The sequence below is a fragment of the Pseudomonas sp. MT92 genome (genome assembly GCF_058792515.1).
On the sequence record NZ_JBXAFA010000009.1, the window covers coordinates 70850 to 89693 of the forward strand.

Below are 18844 nucleotides of genomic sequence, written 5' to 3' on the forward strand. Positions count from 1 at the left end.
TATCAAGATTTTTTATTCATGTTTGTTTAGTGCTGCTGGTCTAACCTAATTTCTCCATTCTCACGACCAGAAGCGTATTCCATCACTCCCTCCAAAGTAACGCCTCCAAATATCAAGCACCTACGGTGCTACCCGCCAACGAGCTTTCTGAACTCCTGTATCTTTTTAAACTCCCTGCAGTCATTAAGCCTAGATACCAGCCTCGTCTAGAATATTTTTCACGAACAATTTTCGATGAGCCATCTCATTTAGAACACAACTTTCTGATAGAAGCTCCCCTCTTTGACCTCCTAACTGAATGTACATGTCGCAAAGTTTTTTAACATACACCACCCATAATTGATCACTCTCAGCGATCGAAGCAACCAGTTCCCTCATTGAAGGATCTTTACTCGCAGCATTAATCTTAATCTCCATATTTTTCTTTTGCCTCCCTATTTCCGACTGCACACATGAAACTATTTTCGGGTGAATCGCTTTGGCCTCATCAATACAATCGAAGTACTCTTGGGATGCCTCAATTTGGCCCGCATTAAGTTCAGTACCATTTGCAAAACCAACAAAAAGGAAACTTATCGCGAATAGCCCACCTCGTACTGCGATAGAGTTATTCAATTTCAGCACCAGCCACCTCCAAATCTAATAGTTTTCTTTTCTCGTCCACGGCTCTTGCGAGCAGCCCTGCCTGCAATGCAGGGGAACTTGAAAAAAAGACGAGAGTTATTAGCAGCTTTATAAGCTTGAACCGCACAAATAATGTCTTCTACCGACATAGAACTCAGCGTCAACTCCTGCAACGCCCGCTTGATTAGTTTAGTCTGCGGGCCAAATTGAACACATGTCGACCACACCATGTCGTGCAGCGCTGCGCTCTTATCGGAAATGGGATACTCAATCCCACGCAATATGGCATCAACCTGCACATCATAATGTGTCCTTTTTATATATTCGTGCTGCGCCTCTCTAAACTCTTCGGGATTTCTTTTTGCAATGCTTTTCCATTTTTCATTGAATTCACTAGTTCCGGCTTCTAACCCAAAAAACGTCTCGGCATAAGCAAATAGTTGAATATAATCCTGAACAACCCCCATTTTTTAGGACATTTGGTAGACCCCATAAGAAACACCTCCGCGATCACCACGTCCTGTAGAAACGACACCAGGACCTCGCCCTCCTGACTCGTAACGCTTGGAAGTGGTCCATAACTTCCACAGACTGTTTTTTTTCCGAGCAAACATTCCAAACAACCCCATCGGATGAAAATGATAAGGCCGCCCCCATGACGGCAGCCCCACCTTCTCCGCCACCTCAGTCCACCACCCCATCTGCTCGATCCGCTGCTTCTCCGCCAAGTTCAAGTGCGCGTCGACCCGCTATGGCCGAACAGTTCATCCACTTGCGTGTGGGGCGCCAGGCGCAGCGTTGCCAGTTGCGTTTCGATTTTCATTTTGACTCGTTATCGCCGACTGTCATGAGGAATTTCTCAGAATATTTATTAATACTTTGTTTTTATTCATCTTTTTTAAAATACTCGAATCCAGGCTCTTCAAGTTGAAGTTATTCCTTTCAATAAGGATTCGATAATCACTTACATTGTTAATATTAGGCGGATCGCAAAATAAAAGATTATCAAAGGAAGATGCAGGAGAGTCCGAAAATTGTTGTAATCCACCCACATAATTTTTTGCTTTAGGAGTTTCGGCAGCCAAATTAAATTCAGGATAAAGTTGATTATTCCATTTACCATCTGAAGAAAATGTGCCCCCACAGAACTCGCCAGTTTCTTTTGCGATAATGCAGCCACTACGTACATCCAACAAGTCACAGTAGGCCACCTCGTGATGAGTTATTGACCCGCTCGAAGCTTCTACTTCTCCGGACTCGATTTGATTTATTAACGCGAAATTACCATCCGGTGACAATACAGGCACTTCTGTTTGTTCAAATACTCCGCCATTATCTACTTCACCACGAAGAACTCGCACAACTTTTGTGTCGTCAAGTATTGTCAGCGTGCGATACCGTGCGCCAATTGGATCGCCATATTGAAATATCTCCGCACACGACGACCTTCCAACATTAAGACATTGAACTGCCGCAATACCAATATTTACCGAAGTAAAAAATATTAGCAAAATTACAAGGAGATATTTCATAATACATTCTTCAGACCTTGATTAGATTAGGAGATATTAATCACAAGTGCCCTGCTAAAATCATATCGCAGCTGGTCGCATATTATCTCTCATCACAGTATTTGAGATCAGTGCATTTAACCCAACCCTCTGTCACTACAATACCTACGTACCTGAATTTAACCCAGTCCTCGCCTTCATCGTCTTTAATAAAATCAAGCAGCGCAATCTTATCTCCGTCAACTAAATATTTTTTTGTCTTTTTTGAAGCTTCTGGAGATAAAAAAATAGTTGCCTTACTCGATGAAACCGAACTCGTCAGCGGAACTCTAAGTCTAAAATCAACATTATCTGACACCAAAAACTGAGCAATTGCCCCATCCGTGTTGTGGACCTCTCTTTTGATCTCCCCACACCCCACACAACTGTCTATAACTTCAATCTCTGCCAATCCTTCTCTAAAACGGTAAATATATTCCTTCCAAACCGACCCATCTCTATACGAGCTAGTTACATAGCCTTGCCCAACCTTGAAATTACACAAACTCCCTTCTTTAAATGCAAGCTCACTTAGGGAGTTATCTACAGCCCTATACTGCAGCACCTTCGAGCAATTGTTTACGCTCCCCCCCTCTAAGGGAAAAATCACCTCTCCTATTCCATCACCATTTAAATCCCTGATATAAGCATCACCATATAAATCTTCAGTCTCCTTCAAAAATTCAGGAGGCAGCGTAAGCGGGTGCGAACGCCCCTGTATATCGACCGAAATTGCAAGCGGTTTACGACCATCAATTTTCAATACGGGCAGAGACGACTCAGCATTAATCAAAGAAGAAAAAAAACATAAAATCAATGACAATCCAGCAACCGATACCACTCTCCTCAAGGTCATTTACTTAGTCCCCATTCTTTCGCAATTGCTTCGTATATTTTTATTCGTTCATGCAGACCATTATCACCACCGTTTACAGCTAACGTTACAAGCCTAACGTTATCGGGCTCATTATTTATCAGAACATTAATATCTCCTCGCGCATTATGCCTCCTACTAACTGCTCCATTACGGCGCCAATACCAACAGGAGACATCTATGGCATTGAACATGTTTTCAGCAATTAAGTTTGGCGAGCGCACAAAGTCCACCCCCCTATACGTTGAATAGGACGCGTAATTATTTTTCCAAGTAAGTTGAATCAGACCTTTTCCTTTGTATTTGGGACCATCACCAGCTTCAGTATTTCCGCTCGCTATAGCATTGACATGCCTATCAGGGTCGTATTGCTCACCTGACGCAAACTCGACTGTCGTTTCAAAAGCCGCAGACTCGTGAAAACACTGCGCAACAAAATGTGCCTGCTGATGCGGTGAGGTAATTTGATATCTTTCAAGGGCGTCATTTAAATGAGTGACAAATTCATACTTATCATATTTATATATTGACGGGTACTTTGCCTGAAACTCATTAATAAAAGTACTTCCACCCCCTCTCCCCGTAAACCAACTACCAGACTTCCCAGTAACTTTTTCTAACAGCTCTACCGTGATTTTTCGTTCACTAGTATTAAACCAGCCACCCAACCCCATCGGATGAAAATGATAAGGCCGCCCCCATGACGGCAGCCCCACCTTCTCCGCCACCTCAGTCCACCACCCCATCTGCGCGATCCGCTGCTTCTCCGCCAACCAGTTCAAGTGCGGCGTCGACCCGCTATGGCCGAGCAACTCATCTAGCGCGTCCCATTTCTGTGTCTGGTAAAACCACTCGCTTTCCTTGCGTAGGATCATTTGCGAGATCGCTTGCGCGTGGGCGGGTAGGCGCAACGCTGCTTGCAGTTCTTCGGCGGTCATCTTGCCCACCCGGTCGCGGTCGATAATCTCGTACAGTCGACTCTTCATCGGTCCGTTATTGTCTTTCTCGGCCCAGGGCTGAAAGCGCTCGCGTTGCGCGTCGCTGAAGCGGTTAAGAGCGCTGAAAAAAGAAGCCATGGCGTGTTTGGGTAGGCTGTAGTCAAAAATGACGTTATAGCCCTCCCACGACCATGGACTGAACCAAGGTGTAACACCCACTTCTTCACACACCCAGCCATTGAGCAGGTTGTTGTTCGCATCGTGCAGCAGCTCATCCAGGCGATACCAGCAGCGGGCGTTGTGGCTGCCGCCGTCGGGTACGTGGATTTTTCGGTCCGCCGGCAGGCCATCCAGTAGGCTTTTGGGCACCAGCAGATCGGCAGCACTCACGGGGCTGCCTGCACTCTTTACTTTCAGGAGTGCGGCCGTGACGTTGTCTTCATGAGGTACCACCGGGGTGCCCTTGGCCAGTTTCAGCCAGGTTTTGTGTTTGTCCGGCAGACGCTTGGCCCAATCCCGACTGGCCTCGATGAACGCCTCGACGTCATCACCACTGAACGTTTCGAGGTGCAGCCTTTCGTCCGGCTGGTCCGCGTTACAGCCCTGATATTGACCGAGGTGGCCGATCAGATCCCCGGCCTTGATCGGCACAGGCTGGTCGAGCACAACGATTCGATCCGTCGCCTGCGGTTCCTGCCCGCCTTCCAGTGAGTCGAAATGCACGTACTGGCGGACGCGCTCCAGCTTACGGAACTCGCCCTCGCCGCTGACCGTGACGACGGTGCCAGTCGGCAGCTCTAGCAATATCGGGCAAGGAGCTTTCGGTTCAGCGCGAACATTGACCCACTCTTTCGACGAGGTGATCCGATACTCGTTGCCAGCCATCGATAGCAGAAGGCTGGCGTGAATGTAGCCCGCCAGCGAACCATCGGCATTGATCAGTTTGGCCGGGCCAGGACGGTTTTCCAGCTTGCGGTAGCGTCCGGTACCACTGACGGTCACCTCTGCGCCGCGCGGCAGCAGGTCAATCACTTTGCCGTGGTGCTCCGCGTGACGCACGTTCAAGCCGGGCTGCTCCGGGTGGCCGGGACGGATGTCGTTGGCCGTCTGTTTGACCCGCAAGGTTGGGCTTTGCGGCCAGAACGCCGGACGTCGCACGGCGGGAGCGTCCCGATAATCCGCCCAGTCCTGCAGGTGCATGTACAGGCTGTAGAAGGTCAGGCTGGGCGGTATGTCCTGGCTGCCTTCGATCTTCGGCGGCTGCAACCGATGGCGCACCAGCACGAAGTTGCGCGAGAACGGTTTCGCGACGGGAATGGAGTTGACGAAATGGGTCGTCGGCGCGTGGGTATCGATGCGGTAGGCCACCACTTCACCGTCAGCCAGGCAATGCACACTGGACTGATCCAGAATGCCGGCGGTACCGCCATCGAAATGCACGCCACCGTGAAACAGCCCGCCGCGGCCGAGCGGGTAGTAACCGGCAGCGGCATTGGCCATGTGAGTCAACTGCGCCAGCGGATCGCGTTTGTCCTTGAACGGATGGCACCAGCTTTTCAGAGGCACCAATGTGGAGGTGTCGGATTCCGGGGGGCCGGGCGTTGGCCGGGTATCGCGTGTTGGCAAGATCGGGTCGCTCGGCCCCTCCCATCGCGCGTCCCTGTGGTTGTGGTGTAGTCCGAACAATCGGTAAAGCAAACTGGCCATGTTGAGTGTCGCTCCTTGTTCCGGAAAAGGGATCAGGCAGAGAAATCCGTAAGGTCCATGGACTTGGCGTCGTGCTCGGTCAGTTGAGGTAGCGCTGGCGTTTGCAGTGCTTGCTTGGCCGCACCGCTATAGGCAAAGTGCGCGGCCTTGACCTTGTGGTCGCCCGCCGTGCCCGATTCGATGCCGCCCCCGTCCAGCGTGAAGTAACTGCCACCGCCATTCAGGACGATTTTCTTCTTCGCCGTGATACGGATTTCGTCCTCGGTGCTGGTGATGTCCAGCCCATGCCGCGCCGTCAGTTCCAGACGATCGTTTTGTGCCTGGATCTGCACCGCGCCCTGGTTGGCGATCAGCTTGATGCCGAGCTTGCGCACGAACAGGCTCAAGCCCTGGCCCACGCCGATGAACAGGCGCTTGACCACGCTGAGGTTCGCTTCGCCGCCGGCGTTGAGCATCAGGTTGTGTTGCGCCGCCAGTTGCAGGTGCTGGCCGCTGGTGAGGGCGATGCCTTTGGGGGCGCTGAGCAGCAGCACTTGGGACTTGAGCTGTTCGAGATCTTGCCGCAGCAGTTGTATTTGCGCGGCGACGTCCGCCGGTTCGGCACTGGCGGCCTGGGCGTCGACCGAGAGTTGTTGCAGTTGTTCGCCGGCCTGTTGCAGACGGTCGATGGCGCTGGCCATTTCCAGCACTTGGCCCTGCGCCTTGGGCTGTCCATCGGCGCTGATAAAAATGCCCTTACCACCGCGAATCGCCCCCCAATCATCCGTCCTCAGCTCAAACCCTTCCCCGCGTTTGTGCTTCTGCGCATCCACCAGATGCCCCAGGTTCAGCTGGCTTTTGCCGCCGTATTCGGTGCTGAGTTTGACGTGCTCCTGGCCGCGCCGGTCTTCCAGGCGCAGTTTGTTGTTGGCCGGGGTGCGCAGCACGTTGCGGGTGTAGTTGCGTTTGGCCAGGGTGACGTGATCGGGGTGCTGGTTGTCGTGCAGGGCGTGGGCGATGTAGGGGCGGTCGGGGTCGCCTTGTTCGAAGGCGATGGCCACTTCGGTACCGGCCAGCAACGGCAGGTGCAGGCCGTGGGTGTCGCCGGCGTAGGCCCGGGCCTGGCGCAGCCACATGCTTTCCTGGCCGGGTTTCCAGGTGTCGCGGTCGAACAGGAAGTTGACCCGGTAGCGCCCTTCGAGGTCGATTTCGGCATAGGGGTCGTTGGCCTGGGGGTTGGTGACGCGGGCCGGGACGGTGCCGGCGATTTGCGGTTTGGCCCGCAGCGGCGGCCGAAAGCAGATGGTTTCGGCGTAGGGCATGGCCTCGAAGCGGGCTTCGAAGCTGCGGTCGCGGGCGGCCTGGGTGACCAGCCCGGTGATGACCGCGCCGGGGGCGAAGGCCTGGGGCGCGCCGCCGGTGATTTTCAGGACCTGGCCGGGCGCCAGGGTGGCGCTGCTGCTGACGCCGCTCAGCCGGGTCTGGTCGTTGAGGTAGCGTTCGTGGCGCAGGCGCGCATAGAAGTAGCCGCTTTCACTTTGCAGGTCTTCGTCCTGGAGGTAGGCGTTGCCAAGCTCGCGGTAGCCCTCGGCGTAGTGGTAGGCCTCGCCGTAGGTGGTGGTGGCGCCACGGGTCTGGTCCACGTCGCCGTCGAGGTAAGCATGAGCATCGCGGTGGTGATAGGCGCGGACGTTGACCTGCCGTTCCACCACCTGATGGCGGGTTTGCAGGTCCCAGACGCCGTCCTCGTCGCTGCTGCTCAGGCCGGCGGGCGGGTGGTGCGGCAAACGCACATCGAACTGGTAACCGCGCTGGTCGTCGCAGAACTCCACCACGTCGATGCGCAGGCGCTCGTCGCTGGTGAAGCGGTACCAGATGCCGACGTCGGCGAGCAGGCGGCTGATGAACATCAGGTCGCTCTCGTTGTATTGCATCACCTGCTCGCGCCTGGGGTACTCGCGCACCAGGCGAAAGAAGAAATCCTGACCCCGGAAACCGTGGCGGCTGCGCAGGATGCTCTCGACGATTTCCGGCACCGATTGCTGCTGGTAGATGCGCGACTGCCGGCCGCGATCGAGCAGGGCCAGGCGCGGTTGCAGGGTGATTTCGTAACGCGCTTCATCCACCGACGCAGACAAACGCTTGAAGGCGCTGACCACACCGAACAAGGTGCGCAACGGCTTGACCTCGGGCAACTTCAGCCCCGGCAAGGGCTTGACGGGCGGCGCGTGCAGGCTGAAACGCGTGTCCTGGCCGAGCAGTTGTTGGGGGCCGAGGTCGAGGTGGTTGCTGGTGAATTCAATGGTGTAGAGGAAGGGCTCGCTCAGGCGTTCGGTGCCGTGGAAGGCGAGTACGTCGAGGGTGGCGTCGAGGTTACGGACCTGGAGTTTGTGGCGGCTGTGGTCGAAGAAAGTGCGTAGCGAATTTTGCAAAATTCAGACCTCCCTGGCCTGTTTGAGGTGTACGGGGAGGCATTTTTTCCACCCTCGTTCAAGCGCGTGAAAGCTTTCACGAAGGTGAAAAGGGTTGAAATAGGAGGTTTCCGAGGGTGGTGTAGGAGGCTTCCGTATCTGGATGCGCCGGGGCTGTAGGCGTTTTCCTAGCCTCGTCGGAAGGCATCTTCTGACAGCGATAACCCGTTCGGGCCGAGGGGGGCGGCGATCCGACAAGCTCCCTCGCCACGGGGGCTCATCGTCTAGCAGCTCTCAAGGTTACTTCGTGAAAGCCACAGCGCCTTGCGTCGTTGCCTACGGTTACGCCAGAATCCGCCGGCTTGTGCGCCTTGGGGCCGCTCGGTAACTTGATTCGCGTCACTGATGGTCAGTGATCGGGTTTAGTCGCCCGGCTAGTTTTCCTCGGTTGCACCAGTGTCATCCAGTCAGGCATCCGCTCTGCACTTGATGGTGGCTGTGCGCATGGCGCCTTCGGGCGCGCCGGGTTTTGGGAAACTTTACCGGTCGACTAACTTGCGCACGGCTACCACCCTTCGTTTAGTCGCGAGTTGATGGTGGCCCTTACTGGAAAAATTCCCATGCTCAAACCAACACCGAATCCACCGGACACCGATCCGGCAACGCCCTCGGAAACCATCGATTCAAACACTTCCCACGCGCCGCCCGACCGCATCCCCTCCGCCGCCGACATCCGCGCCACCCCACGCAAACTCTGCACCATGTTCATCGTCAACCCGGAGCTCGATGTCGAGTCCCTGCTGGCCCACGCCTGCGAATCATTGGCTTCGGCCAATGTCATGACCCTGGATCTGGCGGATCGAACGGAGGGGACCAGTCGCAATACACTGCTGGGCATTGCACAAGTGATCATGCTGGGCGAGCTGGCGGTGAACCGGGCGCTGGATCGCATCGATCCGCCTGAGTAGACGTCAAAAGATCGTCCGAGTGCGGCCCGAACCTGGGCCAGCTCAGGATTGGATGATGGGCATAAATCGGCTGGTCGACACGGATCACTGTAGGAGCGAGCCTGCTCGCGATGGAGTATCAGCAACATTGGTGTCGCCTGACACACCATCGCGAGCAGGCTCGCGCCTACAGGTTGTGTTTTGCCTGGTTACTTCGGTGAATTGAGGTTCAGCGTCGGCGTTTCATCGAAGAAGTTCCACGGCTTGAGCAGCACGTGCACCCATTCGGTCGGCATGATCGGCCACTCTTCGGCGCGGGCGATGTGGGTGGTGCCGGTGGTCAGCCACACGACATCGTCGGTGTTTTCGATGGAGTGGTTGTCCTGGGTGAACTGCCCCAGGCCCGAGTCTTTGTCCGAGCGATTCGGGTACTTGCCTTCCGGGTATTTCTCCTCCGGGTTGTATTGCGTCACCCACAGTTGCTTGTCCATGAAGCTCAGGCGGTGATACAGCCATTCGTCCTTGCCGAAGTTGGCGCCCTTGGCCACCGGGTGCGTGCCGCCGGCATAGGGAATCAACTGATAGGACACCGGGTTGCCGACCTTGTTTTCCTTGCTGAAGTTGGTCAGCAGGCGAACGGTCGACGGGTCGAATTTCTGCGCCGCCTGTTGCTCGGTGCTGACCACTTTGGTTTCGGTCTGCATGGTGCTGGTGCGCGGTCCGCCACGGTCGTTCGGGGCAATGACCGGATTCACCTCCACCAGCGAGTTGCTTTCACCGTCCACGTCCATGTCGAGGCGGAAGTTGTAGATGTGCTGGTGGGTGGTGCCGACGATGTTGTGATCGAGCAGGGTGCCGTAACGGGTGTCTTCCTTGGCGGTGTCCTCGTGCATGGTCTTGGATTTCACACCCTTGACCGCTTCGATGCCGGTGGCGCCGGCGTCGATGCCGATGGTGCCGTTCTGCTGGAAGACCCAGTCGAAGATGTAGTCATAGTTGCCGACGGTGCTGATCCAGCGCACCACCAGTTCCCGGCGTTCGGTACTGAGGTTGGGCTGGCCCATTTCCTGGTGTTTGTACTCGGGGCCGGCGTAGCGTTCGAACACCGCCATGGCGCGCGGGATCGCCGTCGGGGCGCCGGTGTAGTCGGCGATGGTGGCGTCCAGCAGCACGGCGTTTTCCGGGGCGTCTTTGCCCCGGGCGATCGGCGAGGTCAGGGTGCCCATGCCGTAGTCGCCCGAGTCCAGGTAGGCCTTGAAGTACCAGCCGACATCCGGATCGCCATACGGCACGATCATGCCGCCCAGCGAGCCCTCGTACATGATTTTGCGTTTCTTGCCCTTGTCGTCATAGGTGACGGTGGACAGGATCGGGCCGACCCGCGAGTCGAGGCGAACATGGAAATCCCAGTTCTGCCAGTGAATGCTGTTGCCGGTGATGGTGTAGTTCTTGCCCTCGGGCTCGATGATCTCCAGCGGCTTGACCGACGTACCCTTGCGCCCGCGCCCGTCATACGGCGTCGGCTTCATCGGCACCGGGATAAGCGCTTCGTCTTCGATCTTGATGAGTTTCTTCTGCTCCAGATCGACAATCGCCACCAGGCCTTCGATCGGATGCGCCCAATAGTTACCGTCATCGGTATTGAGGTAGCTGACGATCTTCAGCAGGCGCTTGTCCTGGGCCAGGCCGTCCTTGCCGTCGAAGTAGCCGACGGTCAACGGGGTGGCCACGACCTTTTTCACATCGTTGATGCCGCGCTTGGCCAGGGCTTGTGCGTACTCCGGGCTGGTTTCGACGGCCGATTGCACCGTGGCGAAATCGTCCAGCAGCACCATGCCATGGGCGCCTTCAATCGGTTTCCAGGACTTCAGTTCCTTGTTGTCGAGATCGACCAGCGCTTCGATCACGTGCTTGCCGTCCAGCACCACGATATTGGCCTGGCGTGGCTGATCGACCTTCTGCCCGGTGTAGACGAAGTTCCACACCTGATCTTTCGGCGGCTCCTTGACCGAGACTTCGGTGAAGCGAAAACCGGGTTGGTAATGCTCGGACTTCTTGACGATGTCCACCGCCGCGGTGATTTCGTCCGCGCTCAGGGGATTGAGCGGGTTAGGGCGGGTTTCGACGACAAAGGTCTTGTCCAGGCCGGACTGGAACACCTGGTTGATGAAGTCCTTGGACATGAAGGCGGTCTTGCCCTTGAACACCACCGGCACCGTCAGCGCCATGGGCTTGCCGTTGAGCATGGCCACTTTGCTGTTCGGCTTGACCTTGAGGTAGACCCCGTCCTTGGCAATGGTGAACAGGTTGGAATAGTCGTCCCATTTGACCGTGGCGCCGAATTCCTCGAGGCCCGCCTGCAGCGGCACCATTTCGGCGTGACCGCCGTGGGCCTGGGCATTGTCCGCCCAGTAAGGCAGGCCAAGGGTGCCCAGGGTGATCGCCAGGGCGAGCCGGGCAAGCGGTTTTCTGTTTCGCAACGCAAGGGAGGTGAACATTCTGGGTTCCTTCGAAAAAGCCGGTGACAGCGCACCTGTACTTTGCTACAGCCCGGCGATGGCTGCTTTTGGATGCCTGCCAAAATCCTTTGGTTCTGTGCCGCCATCAGCTTTCCCGACTGGCGAGGGCTTGGCAAGCGGATATAGCGCTTTGCCATCGCGCCGCCGCTGGTTAACGGGAAGCGTTTATGAACCACATGGATCAACCGTAGCGGGCTTGCCAGCGATGCTTTTCAGGCCTTCAACACCTTCCCGCCAATGGCCACCGCCACCAGCAGCAGCGCCATCAAGCCAAAGGCAAAGCTCAAACTGCTGCCATGGGCGATGAAGCCGATCACTGCAGGCCCCGCGAGAATGCCGGCATAACCGAGGGTGGTGATGGCCGGTACGGCGATGCTTTGCGGCATGACCGTCTGCTTGCCCACTGCGGTGTACAGCACCGGCACAATGTTCGAACAGCCTGCGCCCAGCAACGCATACCCCAGCAGTGCCGACTCCCAGCCGGGCGCGAATGTGGCCAGAAACAGACCGGCCGCCGCCGTTAGTCCACCGAACACAATGACCCGCGTGGCGCCAAGGCGACGCACGATCGAATCACCGGTCAATCGTCCCGCCGTCATGGTCAGGGCAAACGCTGCGTAACCCAATCCGGCATAGGCCTTGTCGATTCCACGCTCCTGGGCCAGGAACACCGCGCTCCAGTCGAGGGCTGCGCCTTCGGCGAGAAATACGATGAAACACATCGCGCCGATGAACAGCACGATGCCGTGGGGAACGGCAAACGCCGGTCCCGAGCTGTCGCTGCCATAGGGCAGCAGATGCGGCGCGGCTTTGGCCAGGGCGATCAGCAGAATCACGATCACCACCAACGTCGCGCCCAGCGGTGAAATCCCCAGGCCGAGCAGCCCGCTGACGCCGGCTGCGCCGACGATCCCGCCGAGGCTGAACAGGCCATGAAAACCCGACATCATGTTCTTGCCGCTGGCCCGTTCGACGATCACTGCTTGCAGGTTCACCGTGGAATCCACCGTGCCGAGGCCGGCACCGAAGATGAACAACGCCGCGATCAGGGCCGGAATCGATGACACCGTTGCCAGCAGTGGCAGCGCCAGGCAGATCAGCAAGGTGCCGCCAGTGGCCACTTTGCGACAGCCAAAACGCGAGGCGAGCAGTCCGGCCATGGGCATCGCCAGAATCGAGCCCACGCCCAGACACAGGAGCAACAGACCGAGGGTGCCTTCATCCAGCCCGGCCCGGGCCTTGGCATACGGCACCAGTGGCGCCCACGCGGCGATGCCGAACCCGGCGATGAAAAAGGCGATGCGCGTGGACATTTGTTCCAGTCGCCCCGGCACGAATGAGGTCTGGGTGTTGAGGTTGGTCATATCGATCCTTGGCCAAAAAAAACGTCGCGATTCCAAGGGACAGTGATCCGCCTGCAAGGGTTCGATCAGTGTCCGCCAGGCTTGCGCTCAAACAGGCTGACATCCTTGCACAGCCAGAGTGTGTTTCGCGATATGTTGAGGCAGTCCAATCATTCCAGCAGGGAGGGCGCCATGGCGCGGATGTACGATGCACGGGGCAATATCTATATCGTTGTGGCGCCAGAGGCGCTGCGCCAACAGGGTATCGCCGTACCCGATCAGGCCGGCCATGCCGCGCAAACCCGCGAGGTCTGGGCGTTGGCGGCCATTGCGGCGTACTGTGGCTGGGCCCCGGGTACGCAACCACCTGGTAGCAAAGACCATTGCAGCGATGGTCTGTTGGTCGGCCCGTTCCAGTCGTCGCCGCCGTTTGATCTGCTGATCGTCAATACCGACGGCACACTGGCCGAGCGCAGTGGCAACGGGCTGACGATTTTCTCCCAGGCGCTCAGCGACCAGGGTTTTTTACCCAGCGATGACCCTTGCGTGCTCAGGGTCCACCACGACAAATCCGACACGCCTTCACCGGGCCAGACGTCCGTGAAAGCCGCGCAAGTCGAGGGTGTCCGGGGTTTCTGGCTTGACTTGGGCCAACCTGGGTTCGGGCCGGCGGCGGTCAGCGCGGCAGGCGTTGACACGGTGCTGTTGAACGGGCGCGAACTCAGCCACGTTCAACAACTGTCAGCACTCAATGGCGTCTGGTCGCGCAGCCAGTTCGTGCGGCTCGGCAATCCGCACTGCGTGACCCTGGTCGACAGTGCCGATGCCTTACCGGGCAATGAGCAGATGCGCGAGCCGGCGTTGGGCGAAGGGCTGACGCGGATCGCCTACGCCATGCCGACCGGCGCAGGGAAACCTTGCCCGGCGGGGATCAATCTGCAATGGGCGATGCGGCTGTCACCCGGCCACATCGCCGCGCGGGTGTTCGAGCGCGGGGAGGGGCCGACGGCGTCCTCGGGCACCAGTGCCAGTGCGGTGGCGTGTGCGGCATGGCGGGTTGGTTGGGTCGATGCGGGGGAGGTGAAGGTGACGATGCCGGGTGGGACGGCGCCGATTCTGCTGGAGGAAGAACAGGGCGCGTTGAGTCGGGTGAGCCTGTTTGGGACGGCACAGTTAATTGACTGATCCCGAGACAGCCATCGCCGGCAAGCCGGCGATGGTGTCGACCCGAATTCAGCCCAAGCCATCACCGAACTCAACCACCGGCATCGTCCGCTTCATCAACACCTTACCCCTGCGAACCGAATAAAGCGGCAGGCCCTGGCTGCGGATCACCTCGTAATCGCTCTCCGCCGACAAAATCAGCAAGTTCGCCGGCCGCCCGGGCTCCAACCCGTAACGATTACCCAGGGCCATGGCCTTGGCGCTGTTATCGGTCACCAGGTCCAGCGCGCTTTGCAGGTTGCGGTAACCGAGCATGTGGCAGATGTGCAGGCCGGCTTCGAGCACCCGCAGGATGTTGCCGTTGCCCAGCGGATACCACGGGTCGACGATCGAGTCCTGGCCGAAACACACGTTCATGCCGGCTTCGAGCAATTCGTTGACCCGGGTCACGCCACGGCGTTTCGGGAAGTTATCGAAGCGCCCTTGCAGATGAATGCTTTCGGTGGGGCAGGAGACAAAACTGATCCCGGAATGCCCGAGCAGGCGGAACAGTTTGGCGCAGTAGGCATTGTCGTAGGAGCCCATGGCGGTGGTGTGGCTGGCGGTCACGCGCGAGCCCATGTCGCGGCTGCGGGCTTCTTCAGCCAGCACCTCGAGAAAGCGCGAGTGCGGGTCGTCGGTTTCGTCGCAATGCACATCCACCAGGCAACCGGTGCGCTCGGCCAGGTCCATGAGGAACTTCACCGAACTCACGCCTTGATCGCGGGTGTATTCGAAATGCGGAATGCCGCCGACCACGTCGGCGCCCATGTGGATCGCTTCTTCCATCAGGTCCCGGCCGTTGCGGTACGACTCGATGCCCTCCTGGGGGAACGCGACGATTTGCAGGTCGATCAGATCACGGCTTTCCTCGCGCACTTCGAGCATGGCCTTCAGGGCGGTGAGTTGCGGGTCGGTGACATCGACGTGGGTGCGTACATGCTGGATGCCATGGGCGGCGAGGGTCTGGATGGTTTTCTTGGCGCGGGTCTTGGTGTCTTCCTGGGTAATGGTCGCCTTGCGCTCGCCCCAGCACTCGATGCCCTCGAACAATGTGCCGCTCATGTTCCAGCGGGGCTCGCCGGCGGTCAGGGTTGCATCGAGGTGAATGTGCGGCTCGACGAAGGGCGGTACCACCAGGTTGCCACCGGCATCCAGATCGTCGGGGCCCAGGGTTGGGGCCTCGGTTTGTCGGGCGATGTGACTGATCAGGCCGTTTTCCAGGTGCAACTCATGCAGGCCTTCCTGGTGACGCAGCCGGGCGTTGATGATGTGCATCAGGAGCGTCCTTTTCGATAGGCAATGACTCTACGTTAGCGCGACGAGGGCAATCCCTGCCAGCGTCATTGATCTTGCCTGTGCAAATGTCGGGCGAGCGTGCTTGCGATTGCGCTGGATCAGTCAATTGCGTGGCGTGGTTGATGCCATCATTGCTGGCAAGCTCGCTCCCGCAAGGGCCATTCCTTCAGGAAGACGGGGGCTGCGGCAAAAAGCGCATCAGTGCGGCGACAATGGCTTCTGGTGCATCTTCCTGGACCAGATGACCGGCGTTGGGAATGGGGTGAAATTGCGCTCCCGGAATCATCTGTTGCAGGGCGCGCCCGCGTTCGATGGGGATCCATTGATCGTCTTCACCCCAGAGAATCTGCACCGGGCAGCGGATCGTCGGGTACAAGCCCTCGACCTCGCGGGTGTAGCGCTCGTCCATCTGGGCGATCTGCCGATAAAACGCCGCTTGCCCGGGGTCGCCCACCCACGGTTGCACGTAAGGGTCGAGCTCGTCATCAGGGATATCGCGCTTGATCGCCCCGCGAATATAGGTCGGTGCGATGGCGCGCTGAATGTAGTCGGGCAGCCCGCTGAACGCGGCCTCATGCTGGCGAACATGCTGCACGAACGGCGAACCCCAGGGCGTCAGCGCCACCGGGTCAATCAGTGTCAGGCTGCGGTACTCCTTGCCGTTCAACAGGTGGGCGCGCAGGGCGGTCGCGCCGCCAAAATCATGGGCCACCACATCGGGACGATCCAGCCCCCAATGCTCCAGCAGCTGCGCCAAGAGTTGATTTTGCACACCCAGCGACACATCGCCGTCGACCTTCTCGGATTGCCCATAGCCCAACAGATCGAAGTAATGCACCCGGTGCGAGGTGATGAAGTGCGGTGCAATCCGGTGCCAGACATAAGAAGAGAAAGGCGTGCCATGCACGAACACCAACGGCGGGCCGTCGCCCCTTACCGCATAGCGAACGCAGTGACCATTGAAGCGGTAGCTCTGAGCCAGTGGCCAGTCTGTCATTGGGCGTGTCCTCTTGGCGTGTGAACGCCAAAAAGCATAGGCATAAAAAAACAGCCGTTGAAGGCTGTTTTTTGTATCACTGACGAAACGCATTTCCCCCTTAGGCGCGAGCCTGCTCCGGGCGGCGTTCCGACGATGGACGTCAAGACATCGCGGTTTTCCAGATACACCGCGTCATCGTTTACGTCTTTCGCGAGCAGGCTCGCTCCTACGGGGGCTGGTTTACTCGCCGCGATAGATGCAACCGCTGGTGCAGGTCTCGTGGATACGAATCGCACTGAGTTCCGGCAGCAACGGCTTGAGTTCGGCCCAGATGAATTTGGCCAACACTTCGCTGGTCGGGTTTTCCAGGCCAGGAATGTCGTTCAGATAGTTGTGGTCCAGACGCTCATACAGCGGCTTGAAGATCGCCTTGATCTCCGAAAAATCACGAATCCAGCCGGTGTGCGGATCAATGTCGCCACTCAGGTGAATCGCCACTTTGAACGAATGGCCGTGCAGGCGGCCGCACTTGTGGCCGTCCGGGACGTGGGGCAGGCGGTGGGCGGATTCGAAGGTAAATTCTTTGAAGATTTCCACAGTGTTTTCAGCTCTGTTCAGGTGGCGATCGCCGTGGCGATAGGGGCAGGCGGCGAGTTTAACAGCTTGTCCTGACTAAAGGGTCAGCAAGCGCTCGCCGAGGCGACCGTTGGCGGCCAGTTCGAGGAATTCATCACCCAGGCGACGGCTTTCATCCATCGCCGCGCGCCAGTATTTCTGCCGGCTCGGGGCGTCGCCCATGAAGCGTTTGAAGTCATTACGATCCGGCAGTTTGCCGTAGGGCAAACGCGACAGGTATTCCCTGGACGGTGCCAGCAACAGCACATTTTGCAGGCGCGCAGGGCAGGCGCGGCGCCATGGCAGGGTCTTGTCGAACCAGCCCGGAATCACCCGATCGGTGAAATGCGGGTAGAGCACGATGTCGTCGCCGCTGTAGGGCAGGTCGAGGTGGTAGTCCAGCAGGCCGCCATCGCGGAAGGTCCCGGCGCCTGCACCTGGCAGGTCGCGCACGCCTTCCATCACCATCGGAATCGACCCCGAGGCGAGCAGGGCCTGGCGCAGATTGCCGGCGTTCAGCGTGACGAAGCGCGACGGGAAATCGTTCAGCGTGTTGACCGGCGGAGCCAGGCGCGGATCGTGGATGATCACGCGTTCGAAGTGCCGCGACAGGCGCGCCCGGCCGCGCAGGTTGTCGGCGATCACCGACGACAGGCCCAGGCCCAGGCGGCCGCGATGATCGTCCGCGAGCAGGCCGTGGCTTTTGACCACCATGATGTTCAGTCGGTAATGGGCGTTGTCGAGCAGGGCGGCGTCGCGGCCGTCTAGCAGGTCATCGAGCATGCGCCGCGAACTCTGGCTGATCTGCGCCATGGTCACGCCTTTGGCGAAGTTCTGCTCGGTGTAGAGATGGCCGAGGCGGCGGATGCCTTCGGCGGCATCCGGCAGGCAGGCGCTGGCGAAGCGCCAGGACCCGACTGATGCTCCGATCAGCGAGCGCTCCCGTGGCGCCGCCGGCAGCCATTCGCCGAACAACGCCAGGTCCAGCCCCTGGATTCCCAGCGCCTTCGGGCCACCGGCGGCACCCGGTAGCGTGCCGACATCAACGGCGTTCAGGCCGTTTTCACGGATGCGCGCAAAGGCACGGGGGCCGGCCTTGAGCGTCAGGGAAGGGAACTTGATGTGGATGGCGGTCATACCGGTCTCGATGTCGGGCAAGCGGGGAATTATAAGCAGGTTCCATCACGGCGCTAATCCTGTAGGAGCGAGCCTGCTCGCGAAAAACGCGAGGACAACGCGAGCATTCAGACAGCCCACGCCATCGTTATCCTCCATCGCGAGCGGGCTCGCTCCTACAGGTTTGCATCCGTGTCTGCTTGCCACTGCAACCCAATGATGGCCATTCAGTTTCAATTAAGTTCAGGCCGCTAAAGTGGACCCCGTGTGCAACCCCCAGGGGCCGGACCAAGCCTTGAGGCTGCAAGACGCTGGTACCATTGTGCCTTTCGAGAAACTCAACGCCGCGGCATCGACCGGGATCTGGAATTAAACGCGGCCGGCGGCCAGTGACTCAAGGATCATCAGGATTGGTAATGACGCTGCTTTCTTTTTTACATCGGCGCGCGGGCATTCTGGCGCTGGTGTTGCTGGCTTTCTGCTCGGTGGTCATGGCCCGCGATCTGGACCAGGACGAAGCCCTGCGCTTGCGCCAGCAAGGGATCATCCTGCCGCTCGAGCAAGTGTTGCAGCAGGCGCTGGACCGTTATCCCGGGGCCAGACTGCTGGAAGCCGAGCTGGAAGAGAAACACGATGTCTACATTTATGAAGTCGAGTTGCTGACGGCGGCAGGCGTGGTTCGAGAGCTCGATATCGACGCTGCCACGGGCCGGTTACTCAAAGACAAGGAAGATTGATCG

14 protein-coding genes and 2 pseudogenes are annotated in these 18844 nt (G+C 58.2%); 4 read left to right on the forward strand and 12 right to left on the reverse strand.

The genetic code is table 11. The features are described from left to right. Positions 1 to 189 precede the first annotated feature (189 nt). The 6 genes and pseudogenes from AC1Q6D_RS17850 to AC1Q6D_RS17875 all read right to left on the reverse strand — a co-directional run bounded on the left by AC1Q6D_RS17850 (position 190) and on the right by AC1Q6D_RS17875 (position 8104). The gene (locus AC1Q6D_RS17850) at positions 190 to 624 is read right to left on the reverse strand and encodes a hypothetical protein (protein ID WP_103405830.1); all 435 of its coding nucleotides are present in this window, start codon (positions 622 to 624) and stop codon (positions 190 to 192) included. Continuing rightward, positions 618 to 1325, reverse strand: a pseudogene (locus AC1Q6D_RS17855) (VgrG-related protein). The gene AC1Q6D_RS17850 and the pseudogene AC1Q6D_RS17855 overlap by 7 nt, the downstream one beginning before the upstream one ends. A 144-nt stretch (positions 1326 to 1469) precedes the next feature. Then, positions 1470 to 2156: a hypothetical protein gene (locus AC1Q6D_RS17860; RefSeq protein WP_146041545.1), complete on the reverse strand. Its 687-nt coding sequence runs from the start codon at positions 2154 to 2156 to the stop codon at positions 1470 to 1472. Positions 2157 to 2238: 82 nt separating this feature from the next. Beyond that, a complete protein-coding gene (locus AC1Q6D_RS17865) occupies positions 2239 to 3030 on the reverse strand; it encodes a hypothetical protein (RefSeq protein ID WP_146041544.1) in 792 nt (263 codons plus the stop codon). Beyond that, positions 3027 to 5693, reverse strand: a complete 2667-nt coding sequence (locus AC1Q6D_RS17870; RefSeq protein ID WP_158249418.1) for a glycoside hydrolase family 19 protein — start codon at positions 5691 to 5693, stop codon at positions 3027 to 3029. The genes AC1Q6D_RS17865 and AC1Q6D_RS17870 overlap by 4 nt, the downstream gene beginning before the upstream one ends. 32 nt (positions 5694 to 5725) lie before the next feature. Next, positions 5726 to 8104 carry a type VI secretion system Vgr family protein gene (locus tag AC1Q6D_RS17875; protein ID WP_103406780.1) on the reverse strand — a complete coding sequence of 793 codons (2379 nt, stop codon included), beginning with the start codon at positions 8102 to 8104 and terminating at the stop codon, positions 5726 to 5728. A 599-nt stretch (positions 8105 to 8703) separates the two neighbouring features. On the opposite strand from AC1Q6D_RS17875, the gene AC1Q6D_RS17880 reads away from it, so the two are divergent. Next, positions 8704 to 9051: a DUF6124 family protein gene (locus AC1Q6D_RS17880; protein WP_103406779.1), complete on the forward strand. Its 348-nt coding sequence runs from the start codon at positions 8704 to 8706 to the stop codon at positions 9049 to 9051. Between the two features lie 188 nt (positions 9052 to 9239). Here the strand turns inward: AC1Q6D_RS17880 and tynA are convergent, their stop codons facing one another. Then, the gene (gene tynA / locus AC1Q6D_RS17885; RefSeq protein WP_103406778.1) at positions 9240 to 11528 is read right to left on the reverse strand and encodes a primary-amine oxidase; all 2289 of its coding nucleotides are present in this window, start codon (positions 11526 to 11528) and stop codon (positions 9240 to 9242) included. A 233-nt stretch (positions 11529 to 11761) separates the two neighbouring features. After that, on the reverse strand, positions 11762 to 12913 hold the full coding sequence (locus tag AC1Q6D_RS17890; RefSeq protein WP_103406777.1) for an MFS transporter: 1152 nt from the start codon (positions 12911 to 12913) through the stop codon (positions 11762 to 11764). Between the two features lie 171 nt (positions 12914 to 13084). Here AC1Q6D_RS17890 and AC1Q6D_RS17895 point away from each other — a divergent pair, with 171 nt between their 5' ends. Then, a complete protein-coding gene (locus AC1Q6D_RS17895; protein ID WP_103406776.1) occupies positions 13085 to 14077 on the forward strand; it encodes a diaminopimelate epimerase in 993 nt (330 codons plus the stop codon). Between the two features lie 48 nt (positions 14078 to 14125). Here AC1Q6D_RS17895 and codA read toward each other — a convergent pair whose 3' ends face one another. From codA to AC1Q6D_RS17915, 4 genes are all read right to left on the reverse strand, one after another. Further along, complete coding sequence (gene codA / locus AC1Q6D_RS17900) at positions 14126 to 15373, reverse strand: cytosine deaminase (RefSeq protein ID WP_103406775.1); 1248 nt, start codon at positions 15371 to 15373, stop codon at positions 14126 to 14128. Positions 15374 to 15560: 187 nt separating this feature from the next. After that, positions 15561 to 16391 carry an alpha/beta fold hydrolase gene (locus tag AC1Q6D_RS17905; protein WP_103406774.1) on the reverse strand — a complete coding sequence of 277 codons (831 nt, stop codon included), beginning with the start codon at positions 16389 to 16391 and terminating at the stop codon, positions 15561 to 15563. Between the two features lie 222 nt (positions 16392 to 16613). Beyond that, positions 16614 to 16970 (reverse strand): 6-carboxytetrahydropterin synthase QueD, encoded by a 357-nt coding sequence (gene queD, locus AC1Q6D_RS17910; protein ID WP_047527439.1) that lies wholly within the window; start codon positions 16968 to 16970, stop codon positions 16614 to 16616. 75 nt (positions 16971 to 17045) lie between these two features. Then, positions 17046 to 18125, reverse strand: coding sequence for a patatin-like phospholipase family protein (locus AC1Q6D_RS17915; RefSeq protein WP_103406773.1), 1080 nt, complete (start codon positions 18123 to 18125; stop codon positions 17046 to 17048). Positions 18126 to 18384: 259 nt separating this feature from the next. Here AC1Q6D_RS17915 and AC1Q6D_RS17920 point away from each other — a divergent pair. Next, positions 18385 to 18456 (forward strand): annotated as a pseudogene (locus AC1Q6D_RS17920) (PepSY domain-containing protein); the annotation flags it as partial. 64 nt (positions 18457 to 18520) lie between these two features. Next, the gene (locus AC1Q6D_RS17925) at positions 18521 to 18841 is read left to right on the forward strand and encodes a PepSY domain-containing protein (RefSeq protein ID WP_103406772.1); all 321 of its coding nucleotides are present in this window, start codon (positions 18521 to 18523) and stop codon (positions 18839 to 18841) included. Positions 18842 to 18844: the final 3 nt, after the last annotated feature.

Coding starts and splice junctions, on each gene's coding strand:
- AC1Q6D_RS17925 (WP_103406772.1), top strand. CDS start 18,521: ATGACGCTGCTTTCTTTTTTACATCGGCGCGCGGGCATTCTGGCGCTG.
- AC1Q6D_RS17890 (WP_103406777.1), bottom strand. CDS start 12,913: ATGACCAACCTCAACACCCAGACCTCATTCGTGCCGGGGCGACTGGAA.
- codA (WP_103406775.1), bottom strand. CDS start 15,373: ATGCACATCATCAACGCCCGGCTGCGTCACCAGGAAGGCCTGCATGAG.
- AC1Q6D_RS17915 (WP_103406773.1), bottom strand. CDS start 18,125: ATGACCGCCATCCACATCAAGTTCCCTTCCCTGACGCTCAAGGCCGGC.
- AC1Q6D_RS17870 (WP_158249418.1), bottom strand. CDS start 5,693: ATGGCCAGTTTGCTTTACCGATTGTTCGGACTACACCACAACCACAGG.
- tynA (WP_103406778.1), bottom strand. CDS start 11,528: ATGTTCACCTCCCTTGCGTTGCGAAACAGAAAACCGCTTGCCCGGCTC.
- AC1Q6D_RS17860 (WP_146041545.1), bottom strand. CDS start 2,156: ATGAAATATCTCCTTGTAATTTTGCTAATATTTTTTACTTCGGTAAAT.
- AC1Q6D_RS17895 (WP_103406776.1), top strand. CDS start 13,085: ATGGCGCGGATGTACGATGCACGGGGCAATATCTATATCGTTGTGGCG.
- AC1Q6D_RS17905 (WP_103406774.1), bottom strand. CDS start 16,391: ATGACAGACTGGCCACTGGCTCAGAGCTACCGCTTCAATGGTCACTGC.
- AC1Q6D_RS17865 (WP_146041544.1), bottom strand. CDS start 3,030: ATGACCTTGAGGAGAGTGGTATCGGTTGCTGGATTGTCATTGATTTTA.
- AC1Q6D_RS17880 (WP_103406779.1), top strand. CDS start 8,704: ATGCTCAAACCAACACCGAATCCACCGGACACCGATCCGGCAACGCCC.